At 64.1% G+C, this 21348-nt stretch carries 22 protein-coding genes and 1 tRNA gene; 15 read left to right on the forward strand and 8 right to left on the reverse strand.

Going from position 1 to position 21348, the window contains the following annotated elements; all coding sequences use genetic code 11:
• The first annotated feature begins 174 nt into the window (after positions 1-174).
• Positions 175-2937 carry a DUF349 domain-containing protein gene (locus CSAL_RS15305; RefSeq protein WP_011508318.1) on the forward strand — a complete coding sequence of 921 codons (2763 nt, stop codon included), beginning with the start codon at positions 175-177 and terminating at the stop codon, positions 2935-2937.
• Positions 2938-2990: 53 nt separating this feature from the next.
• Here CSAL_RS15305 and phbB read toward each other — a convergent pair whose 3' ends face one another.
• Positions 2991-3740: an acetoacetyl-CoA reductase gene (phbB, locus tag CSAL_RS15310; protein WP_011508319.1), complete on the reverse strand. Its 750-nt coding sequence runs from the start codon at positions 3738-3740 to the stop codon at positions 2991-2993.
• Between the two features lie 170 nt (positions 3741-3910).
• Between phbB and CSAL_RS15315 the strand changes: the two genes are divergently transcribed.
• Positions 3911-3987 (forward strand) — tRNA-Met (locus tag CSAL_RS15315).
• A 116-nt stretch (positions 3988-4103) separates the two neighbouring features.
• Here the strand turns inward: CSAL_RS15315 and CSAL_RS15320 are convergent.
• Together CSAL_RS15320 and CSAL_RS15325 are read right to left on the reverse strand one after the other, a co-directional pair.
• Positions 4104-4739: a response regulator gene (locus CSAL_RS15320; RefSeq protein WP_011508320.1), complete on the reverse strand. Its 636-nt coding sequence runs from the start codon at positions 4737-4739 to the stop codon at positions 4104-4106.
• Positions 4740-4748: 9 nt separating this feature from the next.
• Complete coding sequence (locus CSAL_RS15325) at positions 4749-5474, reverse strand: response regulator (RefSeq protein ID WP_011508321.1); 726 nt, start codon at positions 5472-5474, stop codon at positions 4749-4751.
• A 342-nt stretch (positions 5475-5816) separates the two neighbouring features.
• Between CSAL_RS15325 and CSAL_RS15330 the strand changes: the two genes are divergently transcribed.
• Together CSAL_RS15330 and CSAL_RS15335 are read left to right on the forward strand one after the other, a co-directional pair.
• Positions 5817-7268, forward strand: coding sequence for an ATPase domain-containing protein (locus tag CSAL_RS15330; RefSeq protein ID WP_011508322.1), 1452 nt, complete (start codon positions 5817-5819; stop codon positions 7266-7268).
• A 133-nt stretch (positions 7269-7401) separates the two neighbouring features.
• Positions 7402-9588 (forward strand): bifunctional diguanylate cyclase/phosphodiesterase, encoded by a 2187-nt coding sequence (locus tag CSAL_RS15335; RefSeq protein WP_187290066.1) that lies wholly within the window; start codon positions 7402-7404, stop codon positions 9586-9588.
• A 39-nt stretch (positions 9589-9627) separates the two neighbouring features.
• On the opposite strand, the gene CSAL_RS15340 is transcribed toward CSAL_RS15335, so the two are convergent.
• On the reverse strand, positions 9628-10407 hold the full coding sequence (locus CSAL_RS15340; protein WP_011508324.1) for a DUF3750 domain-containing protein: 780 nt from the start codon (positions 10405-10407) through the stop codon (positions 9628-9630).
• Between the two features lie 149 nt (positions 10408-10556).
• Between CSAL_RS15340 and CSAL_RS15345 the strand changes: the two genes are divergently transcribed.
• Complete coding sequence (locus tag CSAL_RS15345; RefSeq protein WP_043558663.1) at positions 10557-11507, forward strand: thioredoxin family protein; 951 nt, start codon at positions 10557-10559, stop codon at positions 11505-11507.
• A gap of 86 nt (positions 11508-11593) precedes the next feature.
• Here CSAL_RS15345 and CSAL_RS15350 read toward each other — a convergent pair whose 3' ends face one another.
• Positions 11594-12751 carry a MalY/PatB family protein gene (locus CSAL_RS15350; RefSeq protein WP_011508326.1) on the reverse strand — a complete coding sequence of 386 codons (1158 nt, stop codon included), beginning with the start codon at positions 12749-12751 and terminating at the stop codon, positions 11594-11596.
• Positions 12752-12790: 39 nt separating this feature from the next.
• Here CSAL_RS15350 and CSAL_RS15355 point away from each other — a divergent pair, with 39 nt between their 5' ends.
• From CSAL_RS15355 to CSAL_RS15385, 7 genes are all read left to right on the forward strand, one after another.
• Positions 12791-13216 (forward strand): hypothetical protein, encoded by a 426-nt coding sequence (locus tag CSAL_RS15355; protein ID WP_035413130.1) that lies wholly within the window; start codon positions 12791-12793, stop codon positions 13214-13216.
• A gap of 107 nt (positions 13217-13323) precedes the next feature.
• Positions 13324-13734 (forward strand): acyl-CoA thioesterase, encoded by a 411-nt coding sequence (locus CSAL_RS15360; RefSeq protein WP_011508328.1) that lies wholly within the window; start codon positions 13324-13326, stop codon positions 13732-13734.
• Positions 13731-14201, forward strand: a complete 471-nt coding sequence (gene ybaK / locus CSAL_RS15365) for a Cys-tRNA(Pro) deacylase (RefSeq protein WP_011508329.1) — start codon at positions 13731-13733, stop codon at positions 14199-14201. Before CSAL_RS15360 ends, ybaK begins: the two co-directional genes overlap by 4 nt.
• A gap of 21 nt (positions 14202-14222) precedes the next feature.
• Positions 14223-14537 carry a hypothetical protein gene (locus tag CSAL_RS15370; RefSeq protein WP_043558666.1) on the forward strand — a complete coding sequence of 105 codons (315 nt, stop codon included), beginning with the start codon at positions 14223-14225 and terminating at the stop codon, positions 14535-14537.
• Positions 14521-15042 carry a DUF501 domain-containing protein gene (locus CSAL_RS15375; protein ID WP_011508330.1) on the forward strand — a complete coding sequence of 174 codons (522 nt, stop codon included), beginning with the start codon at positions 14521-14523 and terminating at the stop codon, positions 15040-15042. Before CSAL_RS15370 ends, CSAL_RS15375 begins: the two co-directional genes overlap by 17 nt.
• A gap of 28 nt (positions 15043-15070) precedes the next feature.
• The gene (locus tag CSAL_RS15380) at positions 15071-15634 is read left to right on the forward strand and encodes an LOG family protein (RefSeq protein WP_043559735.1); all 564 of its coding nucleotides are present in this window, start codon (positions 15071-15073) and stop codon (positions 15632-15634) included.
• A gap of 69 nt (positions 15635-15703) precedes the next feature.
• Positions 15704-16675, forward strand: a complete 972-nt coding sequence (locus CSAL_RS15385; protein ID WP_011508332.1) for an NAD(P)H-quinone oxidoreductase — start codon at positions 15704-15706, stop codon at positions 16673-16675.
• A 42-nt stretch (positions 16676-16717) separates the two neighbouring features.
• Here the strand turns inward: CSAL_RS15385 and CSAL_RS15390 are convergent, their stop codons facing one another.
• Positions 16718-17215, reverse strand: a complete 498-nt coding sequence (locus tag CSAL_RS15390) for a hypothetical protein (protein ID WP_011508333.1) — start codon at positions 17213-17215, stop codon at positions 16718-16720.
• Between the two features lie 119 nt (positions 17216-17334).
• A complete protein-coding gene (locus CSAL_RS15395; protein ID WP_011508334.1) occupies positions 17335-17844 on the reverse strand; it encodes a tetratricopeptide repeat protein in 510 nt (169 codons plus the stop codon).
• A 260-nt stretch (positions 17845-18104) separates the two neighbouring features.
• Here CSAL_RS15395 and CSAL_RS15400 point away from each other — a divergent pair, with 260 nt between their 5' ends.
• The 3 genes from CSAL_RS15400 (at position 18105) to CSAL_RS15410 (ending at position 20985) form a co-directional block, all read left to right on the forward strand.
• Positions 18105-19136, forward strand: coding sequence for an NADP(H)-dependent aldo-keto reductase (locus CSAL_RS15400; protein WP_011508335.1), 1032 nt, complete (start codon positions 18105-18107; stop codon positions 19134-19136).
• Between the two features lie 111 nt (positions 19137-19247).
• Positions 19248-20036, forward strand: a complete 789-nt coding sequence (gene yaaA, locus CSAL_RS15405) for a peroxide stress protein YaaA (RefSeq protein ID WP_011508336.1) — start codon at positions 19248-19250, stop codon at positions 20034-20036.
• A gap of 130 nt (positions 20037-20166) precedes the next feature.
• Positions 20167-20985, forward strand: coding sequence for a Tim44 domain-containing protein (locus CSAL_RS15410; RefSeq protein WP_011508337.1), 819 nt, complete (start codon positions 20167-20169; stop codon positions 20983-20985).
• 95 nt (positions 20986-21080) lie between these two features.
• On the opposite strand, the gene CSAL_RS15415 is transcribed toward CSAL_RS15410, so the two are convergent.
• Positions 21081-21281 carry a hypothetical protein gene (locus tag CSAL_RS15415; RefSeq protein WP_011508338.1) on the reverse strand — a complete coding sequence of 67 codons (201 nt, stop codon included), beginning with the start codon at positions 21279-21281 and terminating at the stop codon, positions 21081-21083.
• Between the last annotated feature and the right edge of the window lie 67 nt (positions 21282-21348).

Consider the following 21348-nt stretch of genomic DNA (forward strand, 5'->3'; position numbering starts at 1 on the left):
CTTTTCCCGGTATCGACGCGCATGCTTTGATAGGCTGTGGCAAACGATACTCAATCATACGACGTACTTCACTGACGTACTTTGCTAATATCGTAGCGATGGGACGACAGGAGCGTCGTCGCATTCGCTTTGCCACGCATTCAATACGTCAAGAACAGGGATGCATGCCGGGTCATGTCTGGATTCTTCCGCCGTTTTTTCGCGCCACGCTGGCGACATCGCGACCCCCGCGTTCGCCACATGGCCATCGCCCAACTCGATAAGCGCAAGCCTGCCGACCACCAAGCCCTCGAACAATTGGCACGCGACGAGGATGCCACGGTCCGGCGCGAGGCACTCGCCCAGTTCGACGATCCCGCCTTGCTTCTTGCGTGGCTGGAGGCGCACGACAATGCCGAACTCCGGGCCCGGCTCAGCCAGTTGCTGTGCGGCAGCGTCCCCGACGCTCCGCCCCTGAATCAGCGCCTCACCCTGGTCGACACGCTGGAAGACCATGACCTGCTCGTGACGCTCACCGAGGCGGGCGACAACCAGCAATTGCGCCTGGCCGCCCTGGCCCGGCTCGACGACGAAGCGGCCTTGATCCGCCAGGCCTGCGACAACGGCATCGCCGCGGTGCGTCACGCCGCCGCCGAACGCGTCACGAGCCACGCAGGACTGCAACGTCTGGCGCGCGAGGCGCGACGCGACAAGGCCGTCATCCGCCAGGCGCGCGAACGCCTGCAGCGCCTGCGGGCCGACGCCGAGGAAACCCAGGCCCAGCAAGCCGCCCGGCAACGCATTCTGGAGGCCCTGGAGGCACATGCACTGCATGCCTGGGAACCGCTCTACGGCGCCCGCTACCGCCACCTGATCCGCGAGTGGGAGGCACTCGGCGATACGCCCAGCGACGAGCAGGAGCGTCGTTTCCAGGAAGCCAGCCAGCGGTGCCACAAGACGCTCTCCGATCACGAGACCGAGGGACACGCCCAGCATCAGGCGCTGCAGCGGCAGGAAGAAGCCGCACATACCCGCGCCACCCTGGTCGAAGCCCTCGAGGACGCCGTTGCCAGCCTCGCCCAGGCCTCGAGCCTGACCCATCAGGACATCGACAGCCTGCGCGCTCAGCAGCGCCTGCATGGCGAGCGCTGGCTTGCGCTCTCCGATCACTATCCGCCGGATGACGACATCCAGGCCCGCTATGCCGCGGCACAAGCCGCCTGCCAGCGCGTCAACGATGCCTGGGATCGCGCCACGACCCATGCCAAGGCGCTCGAGGATGCCTTGCGCGACGATCATGCCGCCATCGACGATTGCCTGGCACGCATCGACTGGCCCAACGATCTGCCGCCGACACCGCTGATTCAGGAGGCACGCCGGTTGCGTCAGGCCGAAACGGCCGACGGCGATGCGCCCGTCGACCTGGCGGCACTGCAGGAAGAGCTCGACGCACTCGAACATCACCTCGACCGCGGCACCCTGAAAACCGCCAGTCGCTCGTATCGACAATTGCGCCAGCGCCTCGACGCCCTGCCCAGAGCATCGCGCGGCGAGCTTGAAGCACGACTCAAGCGCCTCGGCGCGCGCCTGGCCGAGCTGCGCGATTGGCGAGGCTTCGTGGCGGGCCCCAAACGCACCCAGCTCATCGACAGCATCGAGGCACTGGCCGAGGACGATACCCTGCCCGATGCCGACCGTGATCGCCGTCACCGGCAGTTGATCAAGGAGTGGGCGGCCCTCGGCGACGCCGCCGCCACCGCGGAGCTATCGCAGCGCTTCCGGAGCGCATCGCAACGCATTCACGACGCGCTGGCCGACTGGTACCAACGCCGTGACGACGAACGCAAGCGCAATCTCGAAGCGCGCGAAGCGCTCTGCGAACAGCTGGAAGAGCTCATCGCGCATCCCGATTCCCGGGCCGACCCGGATATCCTGCGCCAGATCCGCAACCGCGCGCGGGAGCAGTGGCAGCAGTTCTCTCCGGTGCCTCGCGAGCAGGCCAAGCCGCTCGGCCAACGCTTCGGCCGTGTACGTCACGAGCTGCAGGCGCTGATCGATCGCCGTGCCGGAGAAATCGGCGAGGCCAAGCGACAGTTGATCGCCGAGGCCGAAGCCCTGGTGGAAGCCGACATGTCCGCCTCCCAACGCAGCGAAGATGCCAAGGCGCTGCAGGCGCGATGGCGCGCCCTGGGACGGGCCGCCAAGGGCGAGGAACAAATGCTGTGGCGCCAGTTCCGGGGGCTCTGCGATCGCATTTTTGCCGCACGCGAGGCCGAGCGTGAAAATCGCGCGCAACAAGCCCAGGCACGCCTGGACAGCATGCAGGCCCTGATCGATCGCTTCGATGCCTGGCAGCCTGAGCGGGCCGACGAGAGCGCCACGCTGGATGCAGGCATTCGCGAAGCCGAGGCGCTGGAGCCCCTGCCCGGTGGACGTCGCAGCGAAGGCATGCGCCGTCGCTGGCAGGGTATCGTGCGGACACGTCGGGAACGCCTCGTGCATTTGGCGCTCGCTGAACAGGCCGACCGTTGGCAGGTCTTGCGGCCCCTGGTCGACGCCCATGTCGCGGCGGACGCCCAGATGCTCCAGGGTGAAGACGCCGGGGACGTCGCCGCCCCCGAGGCCCTGCCGCGCGACTGGCAACAGGCCCATGCGGCGCGTAACGCATCACGTCGGGAAGGGACAACCGATACGGCAGAGCACCTGCTGGCGCGACTCGTCGTTCAGGTGGCGTTGCTCGCCGACGAACCGGTCGCGGCGGAGGACGAGCCACTACGCCTCGAGGTTCAGGTCGCGCGACTCAACAACGGCCTGGGACAGGCACCGCAACCCGATCAGGAACTCGCCGAGGTCTTGCGGCAGCTGTTGGCCACGGGCCCGGTGACGCCGACCGCCTGGACCACCCTGGTTGCACGCTTCGACACGCTGTTCGACGCTCTCGCCCGCCGCGTGGCATAAATCTCAGTCACCGCTTTGCGAGCGCGGCCCGATATCCTTGGGCCGCGCGCGCCTCAGCCCATGAACTGCCCGCCGTTGATGTCGAGGTTGGCACCGGTGATGAACCCCGACTCACGGTCGGCCAGGAACACCACCGCGCGGGCAATCTCCTCGGGCTTGCCGAAACGCTTGACCGGGATGGTTTCCCGGATCGACTCACGGATCTTCTCGGGAATCGACATGATCATGTCGGTGGCGATGTATCCCGGCGACAGGGTATTGACGGTGATTCCCTTGGTCGCCGTTTCCTGGGCCAACGCCATGGTCAAGCCATGCATACCCGTCTTGGCGGCAGAGTAATTGGCCTGACCGAACTGGCCCTTGCGACCATTGATCGACGAGATGTTGACGATACGCCCATGGCCCGCCTCGAGCATGTCCTCGATCACGCAACGGCAGGTATTGAAGACGCTGTTGAGGTTGCAGTCGATGACCTCGCGCCACTGCTGGGGAGACATCTTCTTGAGCGTGCTGTCGCGCGTGATGCCGGCGCAGTTGACCAGCAGTTCGACAGGGCCGTATTGACGACGAATGTCGTCGACGCCGGCATGACAGGCATCGAAGTCGGTCAGGTTGATCCCTGCCAGGGCCAGGTTCTCGAAGCCCTCGTCGCGGCGTGCCGCCAGCCAGGCCTGGGCTTTTTCCCGATTGTGATAACTTGCCACGACGAAATAACCGGCCTCGGCCAGCGCCTGACAAATCGCGGTTCCAATGCCACCGGTACCGCCGGTGACCCACGCTACGGGTGCTGTCTGCGTCGTCATATCCATTCCCCAGGTAGTGTCGAAATGTGCCCGCCCCATGACGGAGTCACGTTGACTCGCCTCCTTGGCGCATGCCTCTCTTCAGTATGATCGAGTTTGGCCAGGCTGCACGCCCGAGTGAATCCGTGCTTGACCTATGCCATGAAAAACGTAGAATGCGTCTCAGCTGATGCGGGGTGGAGCAGCCTGGTAGCTCGTCGGGCTCATAACCCGAAGGTCGTCGGTTCAAATCCGGCCCCCGCTACCAAACAGACGAAAAGCGGTGTCCTCACGGACACCGCTTTTTTCGTTCTGGCATCTGCGTTCTCGGATCTCGTTGCCCACATGCCGGCGAGGCAGGCTCCGGGCCACAGACGAGGCGTGCTATGTCGGGAAAGGCACCAGCCCCAGGCGGATGGCTTCCTTCACCAACCCGGCACTGTTCTGCTTGCCCACGCGCCGCATGATTTCCCGGCGATGGGCCTCCACGGTCTTGACGCTCAAGTCGAGCTGCTCCGCGATCGTCCGGCTGCGGCAGCCATCCACGATAAGCTTGAGAATCTCCTGCTGGCGTCGGGTCAAAGCAGGCACGGAAGACGGTGCCTGCTCAGTAGCGGCGAGGCCCGAGACGTCGACCCCCGGGTAGAGTACGCGCCGATTCGCCGCCGCTTGACGAATGGCGGTCTCAAGCTCATTGACGGCAGCATTCTTGTGCACGAAACCACAGGCACCGGCTTCCATCAGGCGCTCGACATAGCGATCGCTGAGATAACTGGAGGTGACCAGAATGTTGATGCCGGGCCGCACCGTCTTGAGCTGGCGAATCAGATCCCAGTCCTGAATGGGAAGCAGCGCGGCATCGATCAGGGCCACGTCCACGGGATGGATACGAGCGGCATCCAGGATTTCGTGTCCGCACGCCTCTTCGGCGACAACGTGAATGCCTTGAAAAGCGTTGATGAGGTGCGCGAGAGCAGCGCGGACCAGCAAGTGGTCTTCTGCGAGGAGGAGGTTGATCATGTCATCCGTTTATTCTTGTTCGTCCTTCCCGAGCCGTTCGCGGCGATGGTGGGTAGTCCGGTGGGCCTCTGTCGTCAGCACACCCAGGGACACCGCTTCCTGCAGTGCCTCTCGATAATTCCTTCCATATAGCCGAGCCAAACGCTTGATCGCGGTTTCGGCATCGCCGAGCGACACGTTCAGCAGCTTGGCGACATGCTTCAACGACTTGCCTTCGCTAAGCAATTTTTCCGAGTCGTGAGCATCGGATGTCAGATCGTCATATCCGAAAGTGGCGCGTCCTGGCATAGCCGCTTCGCCCCATCCGTTAGCCAGCATATTACGAAAAAGAGAAGGGCAAAGAAAAGTGCCACCCGCCACGGCAAGCATCATAGCATCTTCCAAATCCTCTGACGTTGCTTTCACCAGCAGGAATCCGGATGCCCCCATTGCAATGACCTGCTCGATGGCACCGAGGTGTTCTGGAACGGAAAGCACGACGGCTGGTGTCTGACCGCAAAGGACATCGATCCTCTCTTCCTGCCGAACCAACAGCTCGTAGTCAAAAAGTATGATATCCACCGGCGTGGCACGCATGGCCCCCCGAATATCCCGCACGCTGGCCACCTCGCAGACCATATCGACCCGGGGGTGTTCGCACAGGAACATCTGCATGCCCTTGCGTACCAATAAACGATCATCAGCGATCAGGACTCGTAGAGAACGACGAAGCTCGGTTTCATCCAACGTTTCCATGCTCTGAGCACCTCCCGGTGTCAATGAATGATGGCCACTGCGTGGTACTGCCGCTGGTCGGGTTCCCCCGCCAAACGCCGAGCGGGACGCCTTGCAACTTATAGATAAAAACACTTACAGTCATGTTGCCACAAACCCGTTTACCAAGGTATTTGGCGTAACATTCGATTAACTTTTAAGTGTTTAAATCTACAACTTCATACCAACCTCGAACGAATCGCCAGCGCCTGGCCATGTGTCCCTCGGGGCACATCGTCTATGTCATGCCACGCTCAGGTGAATGAACGCCTCAGGGGCAAGAAGCAGTAGGCGAGATCGGTCGTTGCATAGGGAGATCATGGCGTGAACGAGCCGCATGGAGAACGCATCAGCGTTGAGATCCCTGGGCTGGAAAGGATACTCAGAGGCGGGTTTCTGCCCGGACGCTCCTACCTGGTATCGGGTGGGCCGGGTACCGGAAAAACCACGCTGGGACTTCAGTACCTGGCCTCTTCGGCCGATGGAAATGGATTGCTGATCAGCCTCGGCGAGTCAGAACGCAATCTGCGTGCGGATGCCCTCCGCATCGGCCTGTCCCTCGACGGCACCAGCGTGATCGATCTGTCTCCGGGAGCCGACGCCGAACCAGAGGCGGCGTACACCCTGCTGGAGCCCTGGGAAGCGGAGGGCGTGGATATACGCTCGCGGATCGGCGCCCTGTTGCCCGATGGCCCTCCCGAGCGCGTATTCATCGACGCGCTGAGCCAATTGCGTCAACTCATGCCGGATGCCTATCAATTCCGCAAACAGGTGATGGGGCTACTCGAATACCTCAATAGCGCCGGGACAACGGTGCTCTATACAGCGGAGCAAGGGTCCTCGGCGGATACCGACCTGCGCTACCTCGGTGACGGTATCCTGGAGCTGGAGCACCGGGAAAACCGGCGCATATTGCGCGTTCTCAAGTTCCGAGGTTCCGGGTTTTCCGAGGGCGAGCACACGCTACGGCTCGGCGATCATGGCATGCAGGTCTTCGAACGCCTGATGCCTGGCGAGCATCGACGCACGTATGTGGCGGAAGAACTGCCTTGTGGCATCGGTGAACTGGACCGCCTCTCGGGCGGCGGCATCACACGCGGGACCGTCACCATCATTTCCGGCCCCACCGGGGTCGGCAAGACCTCGCTCGGGCTTCAATACATGCACGAGGCGGCGCGGCGCGGCGAACGGTCCGTGGTCTACACGTTCGAAGAGAGCATCGGCACGCTGCGCACACGTTGCGAGGCGATCGGCATCCCCGTTTCGGACATGATGGCGAAGGGCTCGCTGAGCATCGATGAAGTCGAGCCGCTGCACTACTCACCGGACGAGTTCGCCTGGCGGGTCAGGACCGAGGTCGAGCAGCAAGGGGCCCGCATGGTCATGCTCGATAGCCTCGCGGGTTTTCGCCAATCCGTCAGGGGTGACGACATCACGGCGCATGCCCATGCGCTGTGTCATTACCTCTCCAACATGGGCGTCACGGTCCTGCTGGTGAATGAACAGTCGGCGATCGCGGGCGAGGAGCTGCGCCCGTCGGAGGACGATATCAACTACTTGGCGGACACGATCGTTCTGCTGCGCTACATGGAACTGGACGGCGGGCTGCGCAAGGCCATCGGTATCCTGAAAAAACGCACGGGGGATTTCGAGAAGACATTGCGGGAGTTCCAGATAACCCGCGAGGGTCTGCGCGTCGGTGCACCGCTTTACGGCCTGCAGGGAATCCTGCAGGGAATCCCTTCCAAGATAGCGACCCTTGATGCCACCGAGTAGATTTCCTGCGCTTTTCTCCCAGCCGTCGGGAGAATCCCAGAACCTGCTGCATGTGCAGGTCGCGTTGAGGGCCCGCGCAGATCAACGATTGCTGGTGCGGACGCTGCGAGACGCCGGGTTAACGCCGGAAAGCGTGACCCTGCCAGATGGCAAGGCCGATCTGGTCATCGTGGACGCCTGGGCGTGGGAGCACTCCCGCGAGCGACTACGAAGCGTTCGTGAAAACGCCTACCCGCTGGTGTTTCCGATCCTGGCAATTGCCGGCAAGGAAGCAGCGTCCGCCGCCTGGGCCTATCGCGAACTCGGCGCCGACATCGACGACCTGGTGGAGCTGCCCACCTCCAGGGCCGTGCTGCTGTCCCGTGTGGGCAATTTGCTGCGCCTGCGCCGACTCTCTCTGACACAGGCCGACCACCACCGATCGACCCAGCAAAAGCTGAATGCCGTCAATCGCGCGCTGCAGACCTTGCATGCCTGCAACGAAATGATGGTGCGTGAATCCACGGAAGAGGGGCTGTTGCAATCCGTGTGCGAGGTCATCGCGCAATTTGAAGGATACGCACTGGCCTGGGTCGGATTTGCCGACGACAGCACGCAGAAGAAGGTGGCCAAGTGCTACATCGCCGGAGACGCCGCCGATTACGCGCGAGCCATCGACGTGAGTGCCGATGGCTCGCCACTGGGACAGGGCCCCATCGGGAAAGCCATTGCGACCGGGAGCCCCCAGATCGTTTCCGACATGGCTTCCGAACCGCGCATGGCGCCCTGGAGAGAGCAGATCACCGCCTGGGGGCTGGGCGCGGAGATCGCGCTACCCTTGAATGTCTCGGTGGGATCGAGCGGTGTGCTGGCGGTGTATTCGCAACAGTCGGGAGACTTCGCCAGCGATGAACGGGCGCTGCTCGAGCGCCTCGCCGAAAACCTCGCCTTTGGCCTGGACCGCCTGCGACTGCAGAACGTGCGCAAGGCACAGAACCAGGAAATAAAACGACTCGCCTATGAAGACCCGGTGACCGGCATGGCGAACCGCCGCTCCTTGCTGGCCCGTCTGCATGAACTGGTGGGACGAGCCAACCATGAGCAGGCCGCGGCGATATTGTTCATCGATCTCGACGACTTCAAGCTGGTGAACGATGCCCTCGGGCACAAGGTCGGCGATCGCGTCCTCCAGAACGTCGCCTGGCGCATCAACAATACGCTGCGGGAAGGCGACCTGGTGGCACGCCAGGGGGGTGACGAATTCATCGTCGTCATGATGGACGATCCACGATATTCGCCGTCAGTGGCAGAAGACGTCCGACAACGCCTGGCCCGAGGCGCCGAAGAGATGGCGCGGCGTATCAGCCGAACGCTGCGTCAGCCTTTCGAAATCAACGGATACGCTCATCGGCTCGGTGCCAGCATCGGCGTCAGCCTCTTTCCCTATCTCAGCGACGACCCCGAGACCGTCATCGATCAGGCCGACATGGCGATGTATGCCGCCAAACGCTCGGGTCAGCACACGGTCTTCTTCTCGCCGGAGCTCGCCACCGGCCGCCAGCAACGCCTGTCGTTGGAAACCAAGCTGAATCATGCGCTGGCAGCAGGCGAGCTGCAATTGCATTACCAACCCGTCTGGGAGCTCGACAGCGGCCGAATCGTAGCCGTGGAAGCGCTTCTGCGCTGGCAGGATGCCGAGGGCGAGATGATTTCCCCGGCGACCTTCATTCCCGTTGCCGAAGAAATCGGCTTGATGGGCGCCCTCAGCAAATGGGTCATCGACGAGGCGGCTCGGCAGCTCGAATCCTGGCGCGAAACCGGGCTCGAACTCACCATGGGCGTCAACTTGTCGGTATCGCAGCTTCAAGGGGCTGACGCGGCGCGCAAGATCCATGATCAGGTGGTGTCTTCCGGCAGCGACCCGCAATGGTGGCTACTCGAGTTGACCGAAGAAGCCGTCATGCAGTCCCCCGAGGCCGTCATGGAGGCGATGCGCCTGCTCGACGGTGCCGGCTTCCGGCTGGCCCTGGATGACTTCGGGAGGGGTTACTCATCGCTTGCACGATTGCAGGCCATGCCACTGCACACCCTGAAAATCGACAAGCTGTTCGTCGACAGCCTGCGGGAAGATACGCCCGATGACCGGGTCGTGCGCACAGTGGTCGAACTGGCCCGGCAATTTTCCCTGCGTGTCGTGGCCGAAGGGATCGAGCATGCGGAACAGGCCCGACAATTGACCGCGATGGGATGCAGCTTCGGACAAGGGTTCTGGGTCAGCCCCGCCGTGGCCGCCAGCGAGATCCCCAGCTTGATACGCCGCGCCGCGCCACCCGCGCTCTGAACGCACCGCCGACGCGTCGAGGCAGCGGTGACGTGCGGATCAACGACCTCCCTCTGCGTCGAGAGTCGCCATCCCCAGGCGCCCGACGCCTGGCAACTTGAGCGCCGGACGCGCGATATCCACCCCCAGCGTCAGCCCCATCAGTTGCCATTCGACGCCTTCGTCATAGGCCACCGTCAGCCCGAACAACCCGCCACCCAGCGAGACTTGATAGCCCGTACCGCTCGGTGCCCGAGCCCACCAGCCATCCAGCAGATAATCCTTGCCCACGGCGGTGGGCGGAAAGTCGACCTGCAGCTCCGGCACACGCCTCACCACCCAGGCCACGAAGGTATTGCTATTCGGCCCCGGCCAGACGCGATAGCGCTGGGGTTCAGGATATGCCGCCACGGCATCGCGAATCGCGGGAATGGCCCGCTCGGCCGCCGTGCCGCTTACCTGGGCGATCAAGGTCGGCGCGCTACCGTACCAGGCACGATCGGGCTGATCCGGGCGCGACGACACCGTGGGGCGTCGCCAGCCCAGCACCTGATGGACGCGATAGTGCGTCGCGCCGGCCGCTTTCGTGGCGATCCAGGTATGTACGCCGAAGGCGCCACGCCAGTCGAAGGCACGGGCCGCATAGACCTGCACCAGGGCCTCCGGGTGCGCTTGCGGGGACGGCGCCAGCCCTGCCGACGAGCGGTCCGCATGCGACCATGAGGCGCCCAGGTCGATGCGCTGGCTGGCCAGCATGTAGGCCGGCCCGGCCAGCAATAGCGCCAGGATCACCAGCAGACTCATCGCCAGCCACACCCCCTTCTTGATCGCTGGATGCATACGCCTCTCCCGTTCGCTTGCAACGACCGCTCACTCTCCACCTCGCCCGATGCCGGCCGGGGCTTGAATCCTCATCGCGTGACCCGCATAAACGTGTGCAGTCACAACACGACCTCACGTTCATACGATACTACCGAAAGGCCATTGTCATGCCGATCATCGACCCTCGCACTGGCGAACCCCTTACGTCGTCTCAAGACGGTGATACCGGCGCCGACGCCGGCCGACCCAATGCCGGCGCACAGGACGCCTCGCAATTCATCGTCGATGTCGACATGTCCAACTTCCAGCAGGTCGTGCTGGAAGGCTCGATGCAAGGCCCGGTGCTGCTCGACAGCTGGGCGCCCTGGTGCGAACCGTGCAAGAACCTGATGCCGGTGCTCGAAAAGCTGGCCCGCGAGTATGGTGGCGCTTTCACCCTGGCCAAGCTGAACATCGAGGACAACCAGGAAATCGCCACGCAACTGGGCATCCGCTCGGTCCCCGACGTCAAGTTGATCGTGCAGGGCCAGCTCTACGACCAGTTTCAGGGAGCGCTCCCCGAGTCGCAGATCCGCGAGTGGCTGTCGCAGTACCTCAAGGCCCCCGAGGCGGCCGAGGCCACGCCCGAGGAAAGAGCGCAGCAGGCACTGGAGGCAGGGGACGCCGCCACCGCACGCGGCATCTACGAGACACTGGTTCGGGAGTGGCCCGACCACCACGACTACCAGGTCGATCTCGCCGGCGCACTGCTGGCGGAAGGCAAGCCCGATGAGGCCCGTGCACTGCTCGACAACCTGCCGCCGGAGCATCGCGATGCCGCCAAGGCACGCGGTGTCCGTGCGCGACTCGATTTCGGCGAGGAGGCGCCCAGCGCCGCGGAAGTCGCCGAGCTGGGCGAGCGCGACGACAGCGAAGCACGCTTCAAGCGGGCCCTGCGGCAAGTCGCCGACGGCCAGTACGAAGCCGGCCTGGACGCCCTGCTGGCCCTGATGAAATCCGACCGCGCCTATGGCGACGACGTGGCCCGCAAGACACTGCTGCGGGTCTTCGATGCCCTGGGGGCCGACCACCCCTTGACGGTGGCCTATCGGCGCAAGATGTTCGCGCTGCTGTACTGAGCCCCGGGCGTACTTGCCCTGACAACCGCTTCACGACACGCGGGAGGCCCGATCGCAGGTCTCCCGCCTTTATCTGATGGTGTGCCTCATCCGTCGGCAGCAAGCCGGACGTCGAGCCGCTCCAGAGCTTGTTCGAGAAGGCTCGTGGGGGTGCCGAAATTGAGGCGCGCGAATCCCGGGCACCCGAAGTCGGCACCGTCGGAGAGCGCAACACGTGCGGTTTCCAGCAGGTCTCGCTGCGGCGATGCGCCGAGGCCGGCATTGCGCAGGTCGAGCCAGGCCAGATAGGTCGCCTCGGGAGGCGACATCGCCACGCCAGGCCAGCGCGCCACGTGCTCGCGCAGACACTGCAGGTTGGCATTGAGCGTGGTCAGCAGCTCGCGCCGCCAGGGCTCGCCATGCGCATAGGCGGCCTGGGTAGCGGTCATTCCCAGCACATTGACGTCGGGCAGCAGGCCGGCGGCCGCCTCACGGAAGCGACGCCGCAGTCCGGGATCGGGAATCACCGCACAGGCGCTGGACAACCCGGCGATGTTGAAGGTCTTGGACGGCGCCCACAGCGTCACGGTACGCTCAGCCAAGGCCGGCGACAGCGATGCCAGCGGCCGGTGCTTGCCCGCAGGGTCGAGGATCAGGTCGCAATGCAGCTCGTCGGAGACGACCAGCAGGTCATGGCGCTCGGCCAGTTCCCCCAGGGCTTGCAGTTCGCGCTCGTCCCAGACGCGGCCAGTGGGGTTGTGCGGATGGCACCATAGCAGCAGGCGCGTTTGAGGCGTGATGGCGGCTTCCAGTGCCTCGAGATCGAGACGCCAGGGGCCGCCCGCCACCTCAGGCTCGGCCAGCATCACGCGCTCGGCGACACGCCCGCTGCGCTCGGCCACGCGCAAAAAAGGTGGATAGATCGGCGTGGCGGTCATCACTCCCTGCCCGGGACTGCAAAATGCCTGGGCCGCCAGGTGCAGAGCCGGCACCACGCCGGGCACCCAGACCTGCCAGTCGGGCTCGATCGACCAACCGTAGTGGGTGGCGCTCCATTCGCACAGCGTCTCGTGCAAGGCACCGGTCACCCTGCCGTATCCGAAGACACCGTGCGCCACGCGAGACTGAAGCGCCGACACGACCTCCGGCGGTGACACGAAGTCCATGTCCGCCACCCACAGGGGCAGGACGTCATCGGCGTAACGCTGCCATTTCTGGGAAGGGTACTGCCGCCGATCCAGCGGCGTGGCAAAATCGTAATGCATGCTAGGACTCATCGACTCGGACGGAGAATACCTTCGAACATGCCTGAAACGCCGTTCTATGCCAAGGCCATGCGCGGCACCCCGCGTCTGGTGCGACACTGGCTGATGCTGGGGCAAGCCGACCCCGACCGCCTGGCGATGATTCTCGCCGATACCGCTCGCCTGGCGGGCCTGGGCGAACCGGAAAGCGACCCCGACGGACAGACGCTCAGCGAATGGAGTGGCCCCCGGCAACCACCGCTATGGGCAGCGCGTACCGCGGTGTTCCTGCTCGTTCAGATGCCGGCCTGCCCGACGCCCGAGGACGAGGAAGATGCCTGCGCCTGGGCCTATTGCTGGTTGCGCAACCGAGAGTTCCACGATATCGACGCCGCTCGCGACGCGCTGCCTGCCCACCTGCGCGAACCGCTCGCCGGGGCGCTGGATGCCGCCTGGGCCGATCGCGAGGCCCAGCGCCTGATCTAGCCGAAAGTGCCAGCCGCCCCGGCGCGACTTGACCGCTCGGCGCCACGCCTCGATGCTAGTTAGCCTGCAAACGCCCTTTTCCGACTGCGATGCCCGGGGGAAACACCATGTTCACACGCCGCGTGGAGCCGGCTTTCTATGACACCGATGCCCTCGGGCACATCAACAACACCCGCCTGCCCGCCTGGTTCGAGCTCGCCCGAAACGACGTGTTTCGTCTGTTCGTGCCCGATCTGGACCCACGCAAGTGGCCGTTGATCATGGCCAAGCTGGAAGTCGAGTTCCACGCCGAACTGTTCTATGGTCAGGAAGTCGAGATACGTACCTGGATTTCGCGTCTGGGCAACAGCTCCTTCACCGTGACCCAGGACGCGTGGCAGGACCAGCGTCTGGGCGCCCGGGGCCGGGTGGTGCTGGTGCATTACGATCATGCCGCGCGCGCGTCCGTGGCATTGACGGGCGAGTTGCGCGACGCCCTGGCCGCGCATCTGGTCAACGACGAGGAGGTCCACGCATGACGCCGGCCATCCGCCTGCTGGAGCGCCATGCCACGCCCCACGAGGTACTGCAGTACCCACACGACCCCAAGAACTCCGCCTATGGCGAGGAAGCGGCACACGCTCTGGGGCTGGCCCCGGAAAGCGTGTTCAAGACCCTGCTCGCGCAGCTCGATGACGGCCGCCTCGTCGTCGCCCTGGTGCCGGTCACGGCAACGCTCGACCTGAAACGACTGGCAAGCGCCGCGGGGACGCGCAAGGCGAAGATGGCCGACCCCACCCTGGCCGAGCGCACCACGGGATACGTCGTGGGCGGCATCAGTCCGCTGGGGCAACGCAAGCGACTGCCCACCTTCGTCGACGAAAGCGCCGATACCCTGGCCGCGATGCATGTCAGCGGTGGCCGGCGCGGGCTGGAAATCCGCCTGGCCCCGAGCGCCCTGATCGGTCTGCTCGAGGCACGCACCGCGCCTCTGGCGCGGCACTGACGCCCACGCGAGGAACGCGCCATGGCGATTCGTTATGACTTGTGGCTCACGCCCGACGACCGACAACGGCATCGCACGGTCGAAACGGCGCTGGAGCGCTTCTTCATCGCACGCTTCGCCGACTATCCTCACCTGCGGTTGCCCGGCGCTGATCCCTACGATTATGATGCTCCGTTCAATCGCCTGTATGACACGCTACTCGCCCGGGCACGCGACTACTGCGAACGTGAATGGCATTACGCACCGACGCCCGCGCAGCTCAATACGGCGTTCTTTCGAGCCGTTGCCCACTCGCCGAAATTCGTACTGGACCCCCACGATGGTGATTCGCCCTGAACAGGCGCCGGACGCGCGCCAACTGGCCATCATTACCCAGCAGCTGGGCCGTGCACCGCGCGGCATCCAGACCGTGGCCGCCGCCACGCAAGATGGCACACCGCTGGTGCTGCGCATGCACGCCATCGTCGACGACAAGCCCTTTCCCACCCTGTTCTGGCTGTGTTCCGAACGCCTGAAGATCGCCATTTCGCGCATCGAAGCCCAGGGCGTGATCAAGGCCCTCGAGGCACGCCTGCAGGAAGATCCCGAGTTTCTGGCCGACTACCGGCGTAGCCACGAGGATTATGTGGCGCAACGCTGGCGCTCGATGAGCGCGGCGGAGCGCGACATCGTCGAACATCGCGGCTATCGCGACCTCTTCACCCAGCGCGGCATCGGCGGCATCGCCAACTGGGAACAGGTGCGCTGTCTGCACACCCAATATGCCCATCATCTGTGCGGCGACAACGCCATCGGCCGCTGGATGGATGCCGAGCACGACGTGCTCGCCTGTCTGCGCTAGTCATCCTGTCATCTCGCTCAAGGAGGGAATCGTGCGCATCTGCATTTACATGGGATCCCGTGAAGGACACGACGACAGCTTCCGCCTCGCCGCCGAAACCCTCGGCCGGAGCATCGCCCGGCGTGGCTGTGGACTGGTCTATGGCGGCGCCCGGGTGGGGCTGATGGGCGCCGTGGCCGATGCCGCGCTGCGCGAGGGCGGCGAAGTCATCGGCGTCATTCCCCACCATCTGGTCGAGCGCGAAATGGCCCACGAGGGACTGACCCGGCTGCTGCGCGTCGATGACATGCACGCACGCAAGGCGGCCATGGCCGAGCACGCCGATGCCTTCATCGCGCTGCCAGGCGGGATCGGCACGCTCGAGGAACTGTTCGAGACCTGGACCTGGCAATACCTGGGGCTCCATGACAAGCCCATCGGCGTACTCGACGTGAACGGCTTCTATCGCCCATTATTGACATTCCTCGACCACACCGTCGAACACGGGTTTCTCAACCCCGAGACGCGGTCGCGATTGTTCGCTGCCGCCGATCCCGACCTGCTGCTCGAGCGCCTGGTGAGCGCGCATCACGCACAACCCGCGACCTCGTGAGAGGAGCGTTCGACACTGTCGGGAGCATGCCGCTCAACCGTGGATCAACCGTTCAGGAGGAGACGCTCGATGTACGCCATTGCGATCGAAGACCAGAGACTCGTCTGGCGGGAGCAAGAAGCGCCATCGAGCATTGCCGCCGACGCCGTGCGTATCGACGTCGCCTGGGCCGGCATGAACCGCGCGGATGCCATGCAGCGTGCGGGGCACTACCCGCCTCCCGAGGGTGAAAGCGAGATCCCCGGCCTGGAGGTCAGCGGCACGATCGCCGAAGTGGGTCGTGGCGTGGAACGCTTCAAGCCCGGCGACAAGGTCTGCGCCTTGCTCGCCGGGGGCGGCTATGCCGAGCAGGTCGTGGTCGCCGAGGCACAGGTGTTGTCCATTCCGACGGGGCTGGGCCTGCGTGAAGCCGCCGCCCTGCCGGAAGTCTTCGCCACGGCATGGCTCAACCTGTACATGGAAGGCGCCGTGCAACGCGGTGAGCGGGTGGTGCTGCACGCGGGAGCCAGCGGCGTGGGCACGGCGGCCATTCAACTTTGCCGAGCCTTCGGCAATCCCTGCTTCGTGACCGTCGGCAGCCAGGCCAAGCTGGAGGCCTGTCAGCGCCTGGGCGCCGACGCCGGCTGGAACCGACACGACGGCAGCTTCGTCGAGCCCATCAATGCCTGGGGCGGAGCCGACATGATTCTCGATCCGGTGGGCGGCGAATACATCGCGCAGGACCTGCAGATTCTCAACGCCGAGGGACGCCTGGTGGTGATCGGCCCGATGGCAGGCCGCGACGCGCAGGTCGACCTCGCCCGGCTGCTCATGAAGCGTCAGCGCATCATCGGCTCGACGCTCCGCTCGCGTTCGCCCCGTGCCAAGGGCGCCATTCTCGATGCGCTTCACGCCCACGTCTGGCCCAAAGTCACCAGCGGCGAGATCACCCCGTTGATCGACCGTGTCTGGCCCATTCAGGAAGCCGACACGGCGATGCGCCACCTGACCGACAACGCCAACACGGGCAAGATACTGCTCAGCGTGAGCGGGGAAGGCTAGCCGACATAGCGGCCGATCGGCGGCAGAGCGTATGGGCCAGCGTCAGGCGAGCCCCGCGGCGTCGCGGGTACGCTGGTAGGTCAGTTGCAGCAGCCGCGCATCCTCGCCGGCGCGATGGCGCTGGATGCCACGTTCGCGAATGATCGTTTCCTTCATGGCCCCCCAGCGCTCGAGTTGCGACTCATCGAGCAACCGGCGCAAGGCCTCGAGCCGAAAACGCGGCAGCATGCCGGCGTGATGGAACAACAGCGACAGCCAGGTGTTGTCATAGCCCCAGCTGTCGCTGTAGGCGATGCCTGCACTCGCCAGTTCGTCATTGAGCCAGCGCGCGACCTCGATGACGGGATGCCCCTCGCGATGCAGGCGCCCGCGCGAGATGCCATGCAGCAACTCCGCTTTCGGGTCCCAGTGGGTCCATTCTTCCAGGGGCTGGATGAGGAAGGCACAGGTACTGCCATCGGCCCGGGCCAAGCCGACTTCTATCGGATAGCTGCCACGCCCGAAACCGGACGCTTCGATATCGAGCAGGATCGGCAACACGTGGCGGCATTCCTCTTCAAAGCGATATCACGAACAGGCCATGGCCCGCGGGCACGTGCGCGGGCATGACGCTCAGACTACGTGAACGCGGGATATGATGCGAGCCTCGGCGCCCTCGCTCAGTGCGTCAGCGAGGCAACCGGCTCCCCCGCTTCGCTTCGCTGGGCACGCTCGGCGAGCGCCTCCCATTGTGCGGCGCGCCGGGAATCGACGGGCAGGCCGAGTTGCGCATGGCGATAGGCGTTGGCCATGCGTTCGGCGGCGAGTTCGTGACCGGCCTCGGCGGCACGCGCGTACCATGTCACGGCTTTCTCTTCACGACGCGCATACTGTGCACAGCCGTGCTCGTAGATGCGACCGGCCTGGTACTGGGCATGGACGTCACCGGCGTGCGCGGCCTGGAGCACATAGCGTGCGCCCTTGGCCTTGTCCTGGGGTGAGTTGCCACGGTGAAACAGCATATGGCCGTAAAACGACAGCGCAGCGGTGTGACCGGCTTCGGCACAGCGCTGAAACAAACGCATCGTCAAACGATGCTTGCCGGGAGAGCGTGTCATCCAGCGGGCATGAAACAGTTGGGCTGCGAGACGGTATTCGAGCCGAATCAGCAGAGAGGAAGCCTGTTGCATAACCATCGACCTTGAAGTCGTCGTAACCGAAAAGGTAAATAAACGATTGCGTCGGCTCGAGCTCTCCCTGCACGTGCCAACACCCCGGTTCAAACATCGTCGTTGCGCCGAATTACCTCTTGGATAACCCCTATCCCGGCCAACGGGGCGCCAAGCATACGCCTACCCCCGGGACGACTCAACCCCCCGGTTTGCCGCCCGCATGCCGCCCCGCTACCATGCCGATTCCACCCATCTTGTGAACCCGTGCGGAGACTCCGATGCAGACACGTCCTCTCGGCCAGACCGGCATGCATGTCAGCCGACTTTGCCTCGGCACCATGACCTTTGGCGAGCAGAACAGCGAGGCCGAAGCACACGCTCAGCTCGATCGCGCCACGGCCGCGGGCATCAATTTCATCGACACCGCCGAAATGTACCCCGTCCCGCCCAAGGCGGAAACGCAAGGGCGCACCGAGGCGTACATCGGGAGCTGGCTCAAGGCACGCGGCAAGCGCGACGACCTGATTCTCGCGACCAAGGCAGCAGGGCCGGGGCTCGACCATATACGGGGCGGACCGCGCCTGACCCGCGACCATCTGCACCGCGCCGTCGACGACAGCCTGGCGCGACTGCAGACCGACTATATCGACCTGTACCAGCTTCACTGGCCCGACCGCAACGCCAACTTCTTCGGCAAGCTGGGTTATCAGCATGACGAGAGCGAGAACGCCACTCCCCTGGCCGAATCCCTCCAGGCCTTGAAGGAGCTCGTCGACGCCGGCAAGATCCGCGCCATCGGCCTGTCCAACGAGACCCCCTGGGGCGTGATGCAGAGCCTGCGACTCGCCGACACCCTGGGCGTGCCGCGCGTGGCCAGCGTGCAGAACCCCTACAACCTGCTCAACCGCAGCTTCGAGGTGGGCCTGGCGGAAATCGCCCATCGCGAGGATGTCGGCTTGCTGGCTTATTCACCGCTGGCATTCGGCGCGCTGACCGGCAAATATCTCGATGGCGCACGGCCGCCCCAGGGACGACTGACGTTGTTCGAACGCTTCCAGCGCTACACGTCGGACCTCGCCGAGAAGGCGATCCACGCCTATGTCGATATCGCCCGGGAGCACGGACTCGATCCCGCCCAGATGGCACTGGCCTACGTCAATTCACGCTCGTTCTTGACCAGCAACATCATCGGCGCGACCACGCTCGACCAGCTAGAGTCCAATCTGGCCAGCGAGACACTGACGCTGGATGACAGCGTGCTGGAAGCCATCGAAAACGTGCACCGTCAGCACCCCAACCCCTGCCCCTGACGCACGTCGAGCGTGTCTATCGAAGCGATAGACACGCTGTCATCGGCCCCACCGGGACAGCTTGTTATACTGCTCGTAACGAGTCACACGATTTTGACGCGAGGACCGTGCATGCTGAGCGTGATATCACCGGCCAAGACGCTGGATTTCGAGACATCGCCGACGACGGCGACCTATACCCAACCCCAGTACCTCGAGCAAAGCGCCGAGCTGATCGAGATCCTGCGCGATTATTCGCCCCAGCGACTGTCCGAGCTGATGGGCATCAGCGACAAGCTGGCAGGACTGAACGCTGCGCGCTTCGCCGAGTGGGCTCCTCCCTTTTCGCCGGAGAACGCCAAGCCGGCCGTGCAGGCTTTCCAGGGCGACGTCTATCAGGGGCTGGATGCGGCCGCGTTCAGCGAGGCGGACAACGAAGTGGCACAGCGACGCCTGCGAATTCTCTCGGGTCTGTATGGACTGCTGCGCCCCCTCGACTTGATCCAGCCCTATCGGCTCGAAATGGGCACCAAGCTGGCCAACCGGGCCGGCAAGGATCTTTACGCCTTCTGGCGCGAACGGCTCACTCAGGATCTTTCCAGGGCCGTGGAAGACAGCGGCACCCCTGTCCTGGTCAACCTGGCCTCCAACGAGTATTTCAAGGCCATCGATGCCAAGCGCTTGACCTGTCGTGTCATCACGCCAGTCTTCAAGGACGAGAAGAACGGCCAGTTCAAGATCGTCAGCTTCTATGCCAAGAAGGCACGCGGCCTCATGAGCGCCTGGATGATCAAGGAGCGCATCGATACCCCCGACGACCTGAAGGGCTTCGACGTTGCCGGTTATGCCTTCAATGCGGGCCTTTCCGAGGGCGATACCTGGGTCTTCACGCGCCGCGAGAGCGACGTGGCGGGCGCCTGATCGTGGCGGCGGGATCGCGGCATATCCCCGATATCCCCTCCGACCCACAGCGCTGATATCTTCAACGATGAATCCCCGCTAGAATCGAGAATCCGGGTTCACCCCCTTTCTCATTCTGCGGGAGATGCGCATGCGCAACCTTTTCGTAATGCTCGTGGTCGGCTTGCTGGGCTTCGGCCTGGCAGTCGACCATGCCGACGCCAGGCGGCTCGGCGGTGGCAAGAGCTTTGGCAGCTATTCACGTTCCGCGGATAGTCCTGCCGCAACGAGCCGCACGAATGCGGCAACTCCTCAGCGCCAGCCCAGCGCGGGTTTGTCGCGTTTCGCCGGTCCCTTTGCCGGCTTGCTCGCGGGAGGCTTGCTGGCCTCTCTGTTCTTCGGCGGTGCCTTCGATGGCATTCGCTTTCTCGATATCCTGCTGGTCGCGCTGATTGCCTGGTTCGCGTTCCGCCTGTTGCGGGCCCGTCGTGTGGCGACCAGCGAGGGACCACAGCATCAGGCACGCCAACCGCATCAAGAGGCGACTACCACGTCACCCTTCTCCAGTGCCGGCACGTCCATGCCGAGCAGCGGCGCCACCCCAGAATGGTTCGACAAGGAACGTTTTCTGGGCGGAGCCAAGGAACACTTCATGACGCTCCAGCGTGCCTGGGACAATAACGATCTGGCTCGCATTCAAGAGTACGTCACGCCAACTCTCTACAACCTGCTGCGCGAGGAGCGGGCACAACAACCCGCGAACAATCGCACCGAAATCGTGCGCCTGTTCGCCGAGCTTGGCGACGTCAGGGAAATCGGTCAACAAGCCGAAGCCAGCGTGTTGTTTCACGGTGTTCTCGACGAAAATGGGGAACGCAACGAATTCAATGAAACCTGGCACCTGATTCGCGATTTACGCGAAGGCGCGCCCTGGTACGTCCAGGGAATCGAGCAGAACCCCGGCACCTGAACGCCAGCGCTCTTCAACGGCGTTCTACCCTACCCGCCATGAAAAAGGCCGGACATCTGTCCGGCCTTTTCGGTATTCCACGACTCAGGATAGCATCAGTTCTGGGCGTCTTCGGCAGCGTCCTGAATGTCCTCACCCGCATCTTCCATGCTGTCACCCGCGTTGTCCATGGCATCATCCACGGACTCGCCGGCTTCTTCGGCCGGCCCTTCATCGTTGTCGCAGGCAACGACACCGAAGGCGGTCATTCCAATCACCAGCATCAGCGCCAGCTTCTTGAGCCATTCACTACGCATCGGTTCTCTCTCCTTTGAGGTGGGTGCTTACTCCATGTACGCCTTTACTAAAGCACAGGCCCCGCTC

The organism is Chromohalobacter israelensis DSM 3043 (assembly GCF_000055785.1).
Taxonomy (GTDB): domain Bacteria; phylum Pseudomonadota; class Gammaproteobacteria; order Pseudomonadales; family Halomonadaceae; genus Chromohalobacter; species Chromohalobacter israelensis.

Bases quoted from the DNA above. Each gene is read 5' to 3' on its own strand.
- CSAL_RS15320 (WP_011508320.1), bottom strand. From the start codon at position 4,739: ATGATCAACCTCCTCCTCGCAGAAGACCACTTGCTGGTCCGCGCTGCT.
- CSAL_RS15325 (WP_011508321.1), bottom strand. From the start codon at position 5,474: ATGGAAACGTTGGATGAAACCGAGCTTCGTCGTTCTCTACGAGTCCTG.
- CSAL_RS15385 (WP_011508332.1), top strand. From the start codon at position 15,704: ATGTACGCCATTGCGATCGAAGACCAGAGACTCGTCTGGCGGGAGCAA.
- CSAL_RS15375 (WP_011508330.1), top strand. From the start codon at position 14,521: ATGGTGATTCGCCCTGAACAGGCGCCGGACGCGCGCCAACTGGCCATC.
- CSAL_RS15305 (WP_011508318.1), top strand. From the start codon at position 175: ATGTCTGGATTCTTCCGCCGTTTTTTCGCGCCACGCTGGCGACATCGC.
- CSAL_RS15410 (WP_011508337.1), top strand. From the start codon at position 20,167: ATGCGCAACCTTTTCGTAATGCTCGTGGTCGGCTTGCTGGGCTTCGGC.
- yaaA (WP_011508336.1), top strand. From the start codon at position 19,248: ATGCTGAGCGTGATATCACCGGCCAAGACGCTGGATTTCGAGACATCG.
- CSAL_RS15395 (WP_011508334.1), bottom strand. From the start codon at position 17,844: ATGCAACAGGCTTCCTCTCTGCTGATTCGGCTCGAATACCGTCTCGCA.
- phbB (WP_011508319.1), bottom strand. From the start codon at position 3,740: ATGACGACGCAGACAGCACCCGTAGCGTGGGTCACCGGCGGTACCGGT.
- ybaK (WP_011508329.1), top strand. From the start codon at position 13,731: ATGACGCCGGCCATCCGCCTGCTGGAGCGCCATGCCACGCCCCACGAG.
- CSAL_RS15415 (WP_011508338.1), bottom strand. From the start codon at position 21,281: ATGCGTAGTGAATGGCTCAAGAAGCTGGCGCTGATGCTGGTGATTGGA.
- CSAL_RS15400 (WP_011508335.1), top strand. From the start codon at position 18,105: ATGCAGACACGTCCTCTCGGCCAGACCGGCATGCATGTCAGCCGACTT.
- CSAL_RS15355 (WP_035413130.1), top strand. From the start codon at position 12,791: ATGCCTGAAACGCCGTTCTATGCCAAGGCCATGCGCGGCACCCCGCGT.
- CSAL_RS15360 (WP_011508328.1), top strand. From the start codon at position 13,324: ATGTTCACACGCCGCGTGGAGCCGGCTTTCTATGACACCGATGCCCTC.
- CSAL_RS15370 (WP_043558666.1), top strand. From the start codon at position 14,223: ATGGCGATTCGTTATGACTTGTGGCTCACGCCCGACGACCGACAACGG.
- CSAL_RS15340 (WP_011508324.1), bottom strand. From the start codon at position 10,407: ATGCATCCAGCGATCAAGAAGGGGGTGTGGCTGGCGATGAGTCTGCTG.
- CSAL_RS15345 (WP_043558663.1), top strand. From the start codon at position 10,557: ATGCCGATCATCGACCCTCGCACTGGCGAACCCCTTACGTCGTCTCAA.
- CSAL_RS15350 (WP_011508326.1), bottom strand. From the start codon at position 12,751: ATGCATTACGATTTTGCCACGCCGCTGGATCGGCGGCAGTACCCTTCC.